At 30.6% G+C, this 12,004-nt stretch carries 15 protein-coding genes; 7 read left to right on the forward strand and 8 right to left on the reverse strand.

Features of this window, described 5'->3' with window-relative positions; genetic code table 11:
• From ABDH49_03275 to ABDH49_03290, 4 genes are all read right to left on the reverse strand, one after another.
• A partial coding sequence (locus tag ABDH49_03275; GenBank protein MEN3045991.1) for a CNNM domain-containing protein occupies window positions 1-370 on the reverse strand: 370 nt, incomplete at its 3' end.
• On the reverse strand, window positions 367-759 hold the full coding sequence (gene ybeY / locus ABDH49_03280; protein ID MEN3045992.1) for an rRNA maturation RNase YbeY: 393 nt from the start codon (window positions 757-759) through the stop codon (window positions 367-369). The genes ABDH49_03275 and ybeY, both read right to left, overlap by 4 nt.
• Window positions 752-2,785: an HDIG domain-containing metalloprotein gene (locus ABDH49_03285; GenBank protein ID MEN3045993.1), complete on the reverse strand. Its 2,034-nt coding sequence runs from the start codon at window positions 2,783-2,785 to the stop codon at window positions 752-754. Before ABDH49_03285 ends, ybeY begins: the two co-directional genes overlap by 8 nt.
• Window positions 2,751-3,707, reverse strand: a complete 957-nt coding sequence (locus tag ABDH49_03290) for a PhoH family protein (protein ID MEN3045994.1) — start codon at window positions 3,705-3,707, stop codon at window positions 2,751-2,753. The genes ABDH49_03285 and ABDH49_03290 overlap by 35 nt, the downstream gene beginning before the upstream one ends.
• A gap of 193 nt (window positions 3,708-3,900) precedes the next feature.
• Here ABDH49_03290 and sat point away from each other — a divergent pair, with 193 nt between their 5' ends.
• The 4 genes from sat to ABDH49_03310 are packed head-to-tail and all read left to right on the forward strand — an operon-like array spanning window position 3,901 to window position 8,068.
• Window positions 3,901-5,013, forward strand: coding sequence for a sulfate adenylyltransferase (gene sat / locus ABDH49_03295; GenBank protein ID MEN3045995.1), 1,113 nt, complete (start codon window positions 3,901-3,903; stop codon window positions 5,011-5,013).
• Window positions 5,006-6,289 (forward strand): alkaline phosphatase family protein, encoded by a 1,284-nt coding sequence (locus ABDH49_03300; protein MEN3045996.1) that lies wholly within the window; start codon window positions 5,006-5,008, stop codon window positions 6,287-6,289. Before sat ends, ABDH49_03300 begins: the two co-directional genes overlap by 8 nt.
• Complete coding sequence (locus ABDH49_03305) at window positions 6,286-7,215, forward strand: hypothetical protein (GenBank protein MEN3045997.1); 930 nt, start codon at window positions 6,286-6,288, stop codon at window positions 7,213-7,215. The genes ABDH49_03300 and ABDH49_03305 overlap by 4 nt, the downstream gene beginning before the upstream one ends.
• A 16-nt stretch (window positions 7,216-7,231) precedes the next feature.
• Window positions 7,232-8,068, forward strand: coding sequence for an NAD(P)-dependent oxidoreductase (locus ABDH49_03310; GenBank protein ID MEN3045998.1), 837 nt, complete (start codon window positions 7,232-7,234; stop codon window positions 8,066-8,068).
• Between the two features lie 2 nt (window positions 8,069-8,070).
• Here the strand turns inward: ABDH49_03310 and ABDH49_03315 are convergent, their stop codons facing one another.
• The 4 genes from ABDH49_03315 to ABDH49_03330 are packed head-to-tail and all read right to left on the reverse strand — an operon-like array spanning window position 8,071 to window position 10,729.
• On the reverse strand, window positions 8,071-8,376 hold the full coding sequence (locus tag ABDH49_03315; GenBank protein ID MEN3045999.1) for a hypothetical protein: 306 nt from the start codon (window positions 8,374-8,376) through the stop codon (window positions 8,071-8,073).
• Between the two features lie 3 nt (window positions 8,377-8,379).
• On the reverse strand, window positions 8,380-9,594 hold the full coding sequence (locus tag ABDH49_03320) for a MiaB/RimO family radical SAM methylthiotransferase (GenBank protein ID MEN3046000.1): 1,215 nt from the start codon (window positions 9,592-9,594) through the stop codon (window positions 8,380-8,382).
• A 2-nt stretch (window positions 9,595-9,596) separates the two neighbouring features.
• The gene (locus tag ABDH49_03325; protein MEN3046001.1) at window positions 9,597-9,779 is read right to left on the reverse strand and encodes a hypothetical protein; all 183 of its coding nucleotides are present in this window, start codon (window positions 9,777-9,779) and stop codon (window positions 9,597-9,599) included.
• A 32-nt stretch (window positions 9,780-9,811) separates the two neighbouring features.
• Window positions 9,812-10,729 carry a DNA/RNA nuclease SfsA gene (locus tag ABDH49_03330; protein ID MEN3046002.1) on the reverse strand — a complete coding sequence of 306 codons (918 nt, stop codon included), beginning with the start codon at window positions 10,727-10,729 and terminating at the stop codon, window positions 9,812-9,814.
• A gap of 128 nt (window positions 10,730-10,857) precedes the next feature.
• Here ABDH49_03330 and ABDH49_03335 point away from each other — a divergent pair, with 128 nt between their 5' ends.
• The 3 genes from ABDH49_03335 to ABDH49_03345 are packed head-to-tail and all read left to right on the forward strand — an operon-like array spanning window position 10,858 to window position 11,997.
• Window positions 10,858-11,274, forward strand: coding sequence for an Rrf2 family transcriptional regulator (locus ABDH49_03335; protein MEN3046003.1), 417 nt, complete (start codon window positions 10,858-10,860; stop codon window positions 11,272-11,274).
• Window positions 11,262-11,861 (forward strand): peroxiredoxin, encoded by a 600-nt coding sequence (locus ABDH49_03340; protein ID MEN3046004.1) that lies wholly within the window; start codon window positions 11,262-11,264, stop codon window positions 11,859-11,861. The genes ABDH49_03335 and ABDH49_03340 overlap by 13 nt, the downstream gene beginning before the upstream one ends.
• 13 nt (window positions 11,862-11,874) lie before the next feature.
• Entirely contained in the window at window positions 11,875-11,997 is a 123-nt protein-coding gene (locus ABDH49_03345) for a hypothetical protein (protein MEN3046005.1), read from the forward strand.
• Window positions 11,998-12,004: the final 7 nt, after the last annotated feature.

The following is a 12,004-nucleotide window of genomic DNA, read 5'->3' on the forward strand; positions in this document are numbered from 1 at the left end:
TCAAAAATTTATGTGGTGATTTTAAGGCAAAGTTTTTGGGGAGAGTTTCACAGAAAACAAATAGGAATGAACCCAAAATAACAGTGTCAACAATTTCAATTAGCTTTTTATCTACATTGAAAACTTGAAAAGTTAAACTTGAAAATACTGAGGACGCTAAAGTGTTTACAAATGTATTTATAGAAACAATAGTGAATATTATTATTCCTGGGAATATTAAAATTTTTTTAATCATCTTTTTTCTTTCTTTTTTGATTGGAAATCTTGATGTTCTCTCTTCCGTAAGAGAGAAAAAAGCGGTCTCTGTTCCAGAGGCTAAAAAAGAAGTTAAGAAAGTGATAATTAGTAAAATAAAGTGAAGAAAAATCATTTTGTAATTTTACTGATTAAACTCTTCTCTTTTTCTTCCATAATTTTTTTTTCTTTTTCACTTTTGTGATCATATCCAAGTATATGACAAAAGCTGTGAATTAAAAGTTTTAGAAAATCTTTCTTATTTTTAACGTAATCCGAACATATGTATATCTCTCCTACATTATCCAAATTAAAGGAGAGACAATCAGTTTTTTTATTTCTGTTTAAAAAATTTTTATTTAATTTTTTTATTCTATTTTTTCCTACCATTATAATGTTTATTTCCTTAATTTTTAAATTATTGTTTTCTATTTCTTTTTTAAAGATTTTTTTTAATCTTTTTAGTTCATCTTCATCAAGGGGAATTTCTTTTTTTACTGTTTTAAAAAAATTAATTTTAAACAATTTTTTCCCTTGCAATCAGTGGTGGATAGTCTACTCTTATGTGGTAGCGGTGAACAAGTTTTGGTAAGATTGCTTCTTTTATTTTTTCAATATCCTTTCTTGTTATTTCACATCTATCGAACTGTCCATCTGAAAATCTATGGTTTATGACAGAGTCTATGGCATCAGAGATGCTTTTAAAATTATATTTCTCAAGATTTCTAACTGCAGCTTCAATTCCATCAAGGAGCATAATTATAGCCTCTTCCTTTTTCTCTGGTTTTGGACCCTTATATCTAAATTCCTCTTCGTCTACATTTTGATTTAATTTTTTTGCTTTTTCATAAAAATAGCTCATAACTAAAGTTCCATGATGTCTTTCGATTATTTTTTCTATACTTTCTGGTAACCTATATTTTTTTGCTAATTCGACTCCCCTTTTAACATGATTAAGTAAAATTGTTGCACTTAGGGATGGGGAAAGCTTTGCATGTGGATTTTCTCTGACATCTTTCTGGTTTTCAATGAAATACTCGGGCATTTCAATTTTTCCTATATCGTGATAAAGAGCTCCTACTTTTGCAATAAGAGGATTTGCGCCGATACTCTCAGCTGCGACTACGGCTAATTCTGAAATTCTCAAAGAGTGTTCATAAGTTCCAGGTGCTCTTTTTTCTAGCTCTTTTAAAAGAAAGTAGTCAGGAGATGAAAGTTCAAGTAATACAAAATCGGTGGTGATTCCAAAAATTTTTTCATATATTAACAAAAAAGCTATACTACCAAGCACAGAGAGTCCCGAAGAAAAAATCGAACTTAAAATAATTTCTTTCTCTGATATTTTATAATCTACATAGGCTCTAAAAAAGAATGTAAGTGCTACTGAGATGACAAATAGTATAAAAGAACCAAAAATTAAGTCAGCTCTCCTTCTTAAAAATTTTGAGATTAGAATACCTGACATACCAATAGACAAGAAATATATCAGCAAAAAAAGACTCATTCCAGAATAGATAGCACAGAAAATAGAAAGGATTATAGTAACAAAAACTGCAAAATTTCTGCCCGTTACAAAATAAAAGAAAAGGGGAATAAAAGCAAAGGGAATATAAAAGGAGTTCTTTGTAGCTTTTATTATAATACTTGATACAAGCATAAAAGTTGCCGCATTTATAAGAGTGATAAGGATTAGTTTTGTATCGTTATATATTTCAGGGAAAATAAATCGAATTGAATAATAGGAAAAAGCTATGATCAGAAAAAATAAAATGTACCTTAGAATTAACGAGGTAAACTTAGTTAATAAACTTTTCTCCCTTAAGGCCTCCATTACTTCAAGTTTTTCAATCTGGGCATCGGAGAGTGGTTCTCCAGCTTTTGCAATTATTTCACCCTTATATACCACTTCTTTAATTTTCTCTATCGATTCAATTAATTTCTCTTCTTTTCTTCGAGTTTCCTCAAAATCAATTCTATAATTTGGATTTATAAACGGTGATATCAATTCTTCAAACAAAAAGGAAAGCTGTAGATTATGTGGAAAAATTTCACGAGCCTTTCTTTTTAATATTTCTTTAACCTCTTGAATTGATAAAATTTTGTCTACGGGATAAAATTTGTCTCCCTCAGGTGTTAATAAAATTACGTATTCTCTCTTTAGTTTTCTTATAGTATCAATTTCTTCAACTATTACTAAGTTTTCAATTTCTTTTAAAAATTTTTTTGTACCATCTAAAATTTTTTTCCTTGTTTTTTTGTCGAAATCTAAAAACTGTTGTACTATTAGTTCGGTATCAATAGAAGGAGTAACAAGGGGCGATAAAACAACTGTTAAGGTTTTTAATATCTCCTCTTTCTCTCTTAAAAGTTCTGCATCTTTTCTCGGTACCTCAAAAGTAAACTCAGCTATTATATCTTTCTGAGGTATTTCCCCTTTTCTCATAGCATATGTTTTTTTCTCAGAAAAAGGTGCAAATATTGGGAGTAAAATTGAAAAAATAAGTAAAGATGAAATCCTAACTATTCTTTCCCTCTCTTTTTTTTCTCTCATACTTTTCGTATGCAATAATAATAGATTTCACAATAGGATGTCTTATTATATCTTCCGGTCCAAGGTATATAAATTTTATTCCATCTAAATCTTTTAGTATTTTTTCAGCAATTAAAAGCCCTGATTCTTCTTTTTCTTTTAAATCAATCTGAGTCACATCTCCTGTGATAGCTATTTTGGTTTTAAGTCCCATTCTTGTTAAAAACATTTTCATTTGTAGGTAGTTTGTATTTTGTGCTTCATCGAGAATTACAAAGGCATTTGATAAGGTTCTTCCCCTCATGTATGCAAGAGGTGCTATCTCGATTACACCTGTACTCATCAATTTCTTTATTCTTTCGTAAGGCATCATGTCAAAAAGTGCATCATAAAGTGGTCTGAGATAAGGATCAACTTTTTCTTGAAAGCTTCCGGGTAAAAAACCAAGTGATTCTCCTGCCTCAACTGCAGGTCTAGTTAAAATTATCCTTTCAACTTTTTCTTCCATGAGACTTTCAAGAGCCACAGCTACAGCAAGATACGTTTTACCAGTTCCTGCAGGACCTATTGAAAAAGTTATTGGATATTTTCTTAAAGCTTCAACATAGAGAATCTGGTTTTCTGTTTTTGGTACGACAATTTTTTTTGGTGTAACAATTACATTTTTTTCTTTATCTTTTTCATCTATGCTGTTTTTATAGTTAAGTATTTCGATAATTTCCTCAGGCTCAAAAAACTTACCTTCCTGTGCCTTTGCTTCAAGTTCTTTTAAAAGATCTCTAAATCTTTCAAATTCTTTCTTTGTTCCCTCGAATTTTATTTCCTCTCCCCTCACTGAAATTTTTCCAGAAAAATTTGTTTGAAGGACCTTTAAATTTTGATTCAATACTCCTAGAATTTCTCTAATTTTTTTAGGTTTTAAAGTAAAAACTTTAATTTCCACCTATTAAAAAAATTATCTTTCTAATCTTTAATCTTAGGAGTTTTAAAAACTTTTGCAGAGCATATAGCGTCTGTAACCTTAATTCTATCCTTATTTGCTCCATATTATCCCTTCCTTCTAAGTATTGAACCTAAATTTTAGGATTTTATATAATAAGACTAAGAAAAAATTTTTTCAATCTTTTTAAATTAAAATGGAACTTGTTCAGAGATTAATACCTAAAGGTAAAGAAATCCCAATAGAAAAAGATCTTAAAAAGATTGAGGTTGACGAAGATACTCTTTTTGATCTTGAAAAGATTGCTATTGGAAGCTTTACACCACTTGAAGGCTTTATGACAAAAGATGAACTTCAAAGTGTTTGTGAAAAAGGAAGATTACTAAATAATCATCCTTTTACTATTCCTGTTTTACTTCAAATAGACAGGGAAACATTTAAACAGATTCCTCATAGTGGTGAACTTTTGATTTCTTTTAAGGGAGAAATATTTGGTATGGTAGAGGTCGAAGAGGTGTATGAGCTTGATTTAAATTACGTCTCTAAGAAAGTTTTTGGAACCGAATCAACTGAACATCCAGGTGTACTTCATCTTAAATCAAAGGGAGATTATGCTATAGGAGGTAAGGTATGGCTTTTTAAAAGACCAAAACATCCTTTTTCTGAATATGAACTTACACCAGAAGAGACAAGAAAAATTTTTAGGGAAAATAATTTTAAAACTGTTTGCGCCTTTCAGACAAGAAATGCTCCTCATATAGCCCATGAGTACCTTCAAAGGATTGCACTGGAAATAACTGATTGTCTTTTTATACATCCCATTTTAGGGAAAAAAAAGGAAGGTGACTACTCAAACGATATTATTTTAAGAAGTTATCGTGTATTGATAGATAATTATTTTCCAAGAGAAAGGGTAGTTCTCTCAGGTCTTACTACACCAATGAGGTATGCAGGTCCAAAAGAGGCAGTTTTTCATGCTGTAGTTAGAAAAAATTACGGTGCAACTCATTTTATAGTTGGGAGGGATCATGCAGGAGTTGGCAATTTTTATGATCCTTATGCTGCTCATAGAATTTTTGATGAGTACCCAGATATAGGTATAGAGATCATTAAGGTAAAATCTGTTTTTCTGTGTAAAAAATGTGATGGGGTAGTTTCAGAAAATACATGTCCTCACAGTGAAAGTTTTAGAGAATATATCAGTATGACAAAAATTAGAGATGCTCTTAGAAGTGGATCACAGGGAGTTAAAAAGATCTTAAGACCAGAAGTTTATGAGATTTTAAGGGAAAGTTTTAAAAATGAGTAAAAAAAAACTTTACGCCTTAGGCCTTGATGGGGTTCCTTTCTCTCTACTGAGTGATTTTTGCGAAAAAAATATAACCTGTTACCTAAGAAAAATTTTTGAGGAAGGTGATATAAAAAAGATGTATTCAGTTTATCCTACTCTTTCATCAGTTGCTTGGGCAACTCTTTTAACTGGCAAATATCCTGGTTCTCATGGAATTTTTGGATTTATCGATGTGAGGGATGATCTCTCTCTTTTTATACCTAATTATAGAGATATTAAAGTAAAGACTCTTATTGAAATTTTATCCGATTATGATAAGAGGGTTTTACATATAAATTTACCGATTACTTATCCACCTCCTGAGGTTAGAAATACAGTTTGTATTTCAGGATTTCTTGCTCCAAGTGTAGATAGAGCAGTTTATCCCAGAAATTTAAGGGATTTTCTTTTAAAAGAAAAGTATGTCATTGATCTTGATCCATGGATGGCACAAGATGATAGAAAGAAGAAAGTTTTTTATAATGAACTTTTTACTGTGACAGAGAAAAGATTTAAAGTTTGTGAGGAAATAATTAAAAAAGAAGATTTCGATGTAATTATGTTAAATATTATGGAGACTGATAGACTTTTACACTTTTTTATTAAAGATTTTGATAAATTAAGAGATTACTTTTCTTTTTTAGACAAAAGAATCGGTCTTTTTTTTGAAAAAAATTTAAAAGATGAGGATGAGCTTATTATTTTTTCAGATCATGGTTCTAAAGAGTTGAAGAAAAGTTTAAATATTTTTTATCTTTTAAAGTCAAGGGGATTATTAAAATTTAAGGGAAATTTGACTTATGATTTTAGAAATATTATCGAAACATCTAAGGTTTTTACGCTTGCACCAGGTAGAATATATTTATTTAAAAAAGAAAGATTTCCAAAAGCCCTTTACCGGGAAAATGAAATAAGGGAGGAGGTGGAAAATTTTTTGAAAGAATTAGGAAATTACGAAGGAATAGGGGGTTATAAAAATAAGTATGAAATATTTGGTAAAGAGTTTATAAGTAGTGCTCCTGATTTTATTATTATTCCAGAAATAGGTTATGATCTTAAGTCAGAGTTTAATTTAGATGAGCTATATGTTCATTCACCTATAGTGGGGGTTCATAGTTTCGACGACGCCTTTATATATATAAGGGGTAGAAAAATCGTTAAAGATAATGTTAAAATTGTAGACTTTACTCCCACACTTTTGAGTTTATTAAATATAAACTATAAGGACAATTTTGACGGAGAGGTAATAATATGAGGGAGGAAGAAATTTTTAATCTGAAGCTAATATCTATAAAAGATAGAAGAAATAAACTGAATGTTTCCCATTTTATAAAAGATATTATTCCAGATAGATTTTCTTTATTTCTTGATTATCTTCCTAGTGTTTTCAAGGCGAATGATTTGAGGGAATTTGTTTTAAATTTAAAAAAGGCAAGAGAGCAAAAAAAGCCTATTATATGGATGGTTGGTGATGCTGTTATAAAATGTGGACTTGCACCTCTTTTGGCAAAACTGGCTGAAGAAGGATATTTAACTTGGCTTGCTGGTCAAGGTGCTGTTGCTATTCATGATTTTGAAATAGCTATGTTTGGAGAAACTTCTGAATTCGTTGAAGAAACTATAAAGGATGGAAAGTTTGGAATGACAAAAGAAACCATGGAGTTTTTTAATGAGGCCTTAAAGAGAGGATATAAGGAAAAAAAGGGAATGGGAGAGATCTTACCTATAGTTCTTAATAAAAAGAATCCTCCCTATAAGGATAAAAGTCTAATATGTCTTTTAAGTGAAAGAAACATTCCCATGAGTTTTCACGTTGCAATCGGCACAGATATAACTCACATGTACCCTTTTCTTGAAGGAGAGGAGGTTGGTTTTACTACTTTAAAAGACTTTAAGAGATTTATAAGCTACCTTTCTAATCTTGAGGGAGGCGGAGTTGTGATAAACGTTGCTTCAGCCGTTATAATGCCTGAGGTTTTCTTGAAGAGTCTTTCCGTTGTAAGAAACCTTGGTTATAAAGTTTATAATTTCTTTGCATGCAACATTGATCAAATTCAACACTATAGGCCTTTACAAAATGTTGTTGAAAGACCTACGAAAGATGGCGGTAAAGGTGTCTCCTTCACTTTTCACATTGAGATATTTTTACCTCTTCTTGGTGCTATTCTTTTAAATAACTAAAATAGAGAAAAAAGTAATATTATTCGGTCTTTCGGATCTTTTAGGAAGGTCACTTTATAAAAAGTTAAAAGAAAAAGATTTTAAAATTATAGGTTTCTCAAAAAGAAAAAAAGATTGGTTTAGTGATGAATTCTTTTATTTTGATAATTTTTCTGATGTTGAATTAGAGGCTGATTTTTTTATTTATCTAGCTGCTATTTCTGGGGAGTTTCAAGTAGAGAAGAATTACTTAGAAGCCTTGGAGGTTAATTTAATTTTTCCTATTAGGGTTCTTGAAAAGATTAAGAGTGGTCATTTTATTTATATTTCTTCGGCAAGTGTCTATGATAATACTTTATTTCCTGAAGAGGAGGATGCTAAGTTCCGTAGTAGTTTATACGGTTCACAGAAGTTTGCAGGAGAGGGGCTGCTTTTAGTTTTAAGTAAGAAAAAGAATTTAAAATTTACTTCAATTAGATTTCCGAGAATTTTTGGTCCTTTTATGGAAAGAAATCCTATTGCAGATTTTCTAAAAGCTTTAAGAGAAAAAAGAGATACTGTTTATCTTTATGATGATTATTCTGCAAGGTATGAGTATATATTTTCATATGATGCAGCTTGTTACATTATCTCTGTAATGGAGCTTTCTTTAGAGGGTATTTATAACTGCGGTAGTGGTGTTGTAAAATCCGTAGAGGAAATAAAGGATATTTTTGAAAAGTTAACAAGGAAAAAATTTAAAGTTGAGTTTTTAAAGAGGAGAAAAGGAGTAGATGTTTTAAATTCTGAAAAAATTAAAAAAATTTTAAAAAAAACTATGACGGATTTTGAAGAGGCATTGAAAAGGACTATTGAAGAAGAAAAATTATTATAGTTTTAGAGGTTTATTTCGTCTCTTGATATTTTAAAGTCATCAATTACTATTTTGGGAGTTTCCTTAGATTTTAACTCTCTTATTCTTTCTATAGCTTTATCATATTGGCCGAGTTTTATGAGATTTAAAATATCTTCTATTTCTTCTCTTTCGGTTTCAAAACTAAAGGAGGATTTTCCTTCTTCAAAAATAACAAATACTTCTTTTTCCTTTTCTTCGCTCTCTTCTTGTGGAAGAGTTATGTAATCCTTTAGGAGTGATTTGTAAGACTCGTGAATTTCTTTTTTAATTTCTTCTAGAATTTTCATAATTTAAATCTTGTATCCTAAAAGATAAGTATTTTCAGTTCCGTATATGTACGTTTTTACTATTTCTCCCTTTTTTATGTTATTACCCTTAAATTTAACTGAAAATCCATACTCACAGAGTCCTTTTAAAAAATCATCTTCCTTCTGTTCATAAACTGGTTCCGCTACTTTATGTAGAAGAGAATTTAAAAAATTTAGTCTTTTTTTATGATCTAATTCTTTTATTATTTTCATTCTTTCGCTAATTATTTTGGGGTCAAGGCTTTCTAGTTTTGCGGCCTCTGTACCTATTCTTTTTGAATAGGAAAAAATGTGAATATACGAAAATGGAGCCTTTTCAGCATAATCCAAGGTTTCTCTAAACTCTTTTTCTCCCTCTGTAGGAAAACCTACAATAAGATCCGTTCCTATACTAAATTTTCTATTTATTTTTAAAATTTTTTCTAGAATTCTATCGAAAAACTTCAGTGTGTAGGGTCTTTTCATATCTTTAAGGATTTTTTCTGATGCACTTTGAAGAGGAATATGAAGATGGGGGGGTATCCTTTTTTCGGTTAAAAGTTCAAAAATTTCATTAACATGGGATGGATGTAAAGAAGATAACCTTATTCTGAAATTTTGATCAATCTTAAGAAGTTCTTCAATCAGGAAACCTAAGTTAATTTTTTTATCTAGATCCTTTCCATAGTCTCCAATTTGTGTACCGGTAAGAACTATCTCCCTATAACCTTTTGATATGGCTATTTCAGTTTCTTTTATTAGACTGGTTAAATCCACAGATTTTGCCTTACCTCTTTTAAAAGGAACAATACAGAAGGAGCACTGGTAGTCACATCCTTCCTGTATTTTTAAGAAATATCTTGAGTGTCCTGACTTGTCTGGGGGTAAAATTTTAGGTTCTTCTCCAAGATGATCTAAGTTTGCAAGTAATTCCCCAAATTTGAGAATTTTAACATTTTTTTCTTCTTTAAAAAGGTCTGTAGCACAGCCTGTTATAAAAATCTGTGCCTCTTTGTTTATTCTTCTAACTCTGTTAAAAATTTTTTTTGAGTCTCTATCTGCCTTGTGGGTAACAGTGCATGTGTTTATGAATATATAATTTGCTTCTTTTATATCTTCAGTGTATACAAAATTTTTAGATATAAGAAGAGCTCTTAACTTTTCACTTTCTGCTATGTTTGTTCTACAACCAATTGTAAAAATAGAAAATTTGATCAATTTTACATTTTTTCGAATTTTACATCTTCGCTATCGTAGTCATTTAGTGCAAGATCAAGTATCAGTGGGTTTATCTGTTTTACTACGACTCTTTCGTTGCATTCAGGGCATGAGAATTCATAGCCAATTTTTTTTAATGGAACAGTTATTAAAGCTTCACAAAGCGGACACTTTGCCTTTTCCATAAATATATATTAAAAATTACTTTCGTTAAATTTCAATAAAAGTTTAGCCTTAGTGTTGCGTAGAGTTTCCCCGGCTTACTTGTAATCTCCTTTACTTTAAAATATAAGCCTCTTTCTCTTGCAAAATCTAGAAAATCATAGAAGTTTTCCTCAAAGGAACAGTGATAACATGTAGTTCCTACCATTTCTATAAAAATTTCTCTTTTAATTTTTTCAAAATTTTTTATAAAAACTTCAGGATATCTCCATATGTGATACTCATTCCTAAGAATTTCAAGAATATCAAGCTTTTTACATAGATTAATTTTTAGACTAAAATTACTAGGATCAAGTCCTATAACTACAAGATAAATTTCGACTCCTTCAAGTATAGCTTTGTAAAGGTTTTTTGAGTAGCTTAGGCTGATGGTTGAGTTTGGTGCAAAATCCTTTACATCTTCCCTGGGTGCAACAAATATAATTGCTGATGATTTTCCCTCTCTTTTCTTTTTTGTTAATTCCTTTATATCTTTTATTCTCCCTAAATTTAGCGTATCGGGGAAAGTTGATATTCCATTTATAGCACTTAAACAGTAGTTTATCTTGCAGAGCATTTTTTTATTTTTCTTTTTTAAAATCAGATCTACTTTATAGCTATTAATTTTTTCTTTTTTACTCTCTATTTTCCAATTTTTGAAAACTGGTAAATTTCCTTTTTCAATTTCTTCTTCTAAAAAATTCCCTACTATAAGATTATCTAGAAAGATCCAAAGATTATCTAATTTTGTCGCAATGATCTTATAGGGAAACTTTCCTCTTGTGGTAGCTAAAATTACTTCATCGTTCCTTTCTATTATCCTACTTAACCTTTTTGAGTCAGGGAGAAAAGCCTCTTGCTCTTTTCCATCTGTGTCCACTTTGCATGCGAATCTATTTATCCTTTCCAAAAAAATACCTTTTATTTTTTCCATATCTTAACCTCGCTTTTTATATCAATTATAAAACTTTTGTGAGATAAAACTCTATCTTTTATTTTTCAATTTGAAAAGTCTGAAAAAAGGGGCTTATAATAAATAGGACTAAAAAAGTCCTTTTTGATATGATGATAAAAAGAGAAACCGATTACGCCCTAAGAAGTTTAATTTACTTATCTCAGAATAAAGGCCGAATTGTTGATGTTTTCGAGATTGCCAAAGAGAGGTCTATACCTCCTACGTTCTTAGCAAAAATTCTTCAAAAATTAAAAAAAAGAGGAATTGTTAATTCTGTGAAAGGAAAAGGAGGTGGATTTTATTTATTAAAGAATCCCAAGGATATAAGCGTTTTAGATATAATTGAGATAATGCAAGGTCCAATTTACTTAAATTTTTGTTCTGTTAATAGAAAGAAATGTAAGTTTTCTAATATATGTAACATGTACCCATTATGGGTTAATATGAAAAAAAAGATAGAAGAAGAGCTTAAAAAAATAAATTTTAAAAACTTAAAAAAGGAGGTGAAATTATGTCAGAAGTAGTAAAAATTGGTCAAAAAGTACCAAACTTTGAACTTGAAACCTTTGACCCAGCAACGGGTAAGTTTGGGAAGTTCAGCCTTGCAGAGGCAATAAATAACAAAAAGTGGGTGATCCTGGTATTTTATCCTGCAGATTTTACGTTCGTCTGTCCAACAGAACTTTCTGACGTAGCAGAAAAGTATGACGAACTTAAAAAGTTAGGAGCTGAAGTAGTTTCTATAAGTACTGATACTAAGTATGTCCACTATGCCTGGTTTAAACACGAAAAATCTATTCAGAACATCAGGTATCCTATGGGTGCAGATCCGAAAGGTGCCGTTTCAAGACTTTTTGGAGTCTACGATGAAAATACAGGACTTGCGCTAAGGGGTACCTTTATTATTAATCCTGAGGGGGTTCTTGTATCCTCTGAAATTACATATTACAATGTTGGCAGAAATGCTGAAGAGCTTTTAAGGAAGTTACAGGCCTATGCATACTGTTGGGATAAACCAGAAGAGACATGTCCAGCAAAGTGGAAACCTGGAATGAAGACACTTAAACCCTCTGAGGAATTGATAGGGAAGGTATATGAAGCATTGAAGTAAAAAGAGGTAAGCTATGGGAGAGATAAAAAGAATGCCTCTTTTAGGGGACAGTTTTCCAAAAATTAAGGTTGCTACAACCGTAGGATTTATTGAACTTCCAAATTACTTTAAGGGCAAAAAGTGTTATAACTGGTAGTTTTGCT

Source organism: Candidatus Hydrothermales bacterium (assembly GCA_039630235.1).
GTDB lineage: Bacteria > Hydrothermota > Hydrothermia > Hydrothermales > JAJRUZ01 > JBCNVI01.